This is a genomic window from Pseudomonas sp. Xaverov 259 (assembly GCF_019352915.1).
In the GTDB taxonomy this organism is placed as follows: Bacteria; Pseudomonadota; Gammaproteobacteria; order Pseudomonadales; family Pseudomonadaceae; genus Aquipseudomonas.
Genome location: NZ_JAAAFV010000034.1, coordinates 112916 through 113544, shown reverse-complemented (window position 1 = coordinate 113544; position 629 = coordinate 112916). Strand labels below are relative to the sequence as shown.

Sequence of the window (629 nt, the reverse complement as noted above, 5' to 3'; positions counted from 1 at the left end):
GGCGGTTGTAGTGCAGCCCGCTTTCCTGATCGAAATATTGGCCCTGGAAGCGCAGCGGGTTGTCGATTTTTCTGACGTCTAGGCGGGCGATTTCCCCATAGGCGCGGTAGTGCGCGGACCAGACGATTTCGCCTTCGGGATTTGTGAGTTCCTGCGGTGTGCCGAGGTGATCGAGTTGGTAGTGGAAGGGGTTGGTTTCTTCAGGCCCAAAGCCTTCCAGCAGTGCCAACGGGCGAAAACTGTCCGGTTCGTAGAGGTAGCTGCGATGCCGATCCGCCTGGTGTTCGGCCACCAGCTTGTCGCCTTGCCAGAAAAACTCCGTGGTTATGTCGTTGACGGTTTTGCTGATCCGCCGCCCAAACGGGTCATAGCGATAGCTGGCGGTTTGCCCGTTGGGTTGGGTAATACCAATCAACCGATGCTGGCAGTCGTAGCGGTATTCAGTAACGAGCTGATGGCCCTTGCCACGCCGCTGGCGGATCAGATTGCCGAAGGCGTCGTAGTCGTAATGATGATCGCCTTGGATCATCAACCGGTTACCCGCCACGATGTCCGGGCCGGGGCGGTCTTGCATGAGCAGGTTGCCGGCCGGGTCGTGGCCGAAGCGTTCTTTTACGTCTTGCGAATGA

1 protein-coding gene is annotated in these 629 nt (G+C 58.3%); it reads right to left on the bottom strand.

The features are described from left to right. On the bottom strand, positions 1-629 hold a 629-nt coding region (locus tag K0H48_RS30800; protein WP_257626993.1), incomplete at both ends, for an RHS repeat domain-containing protein.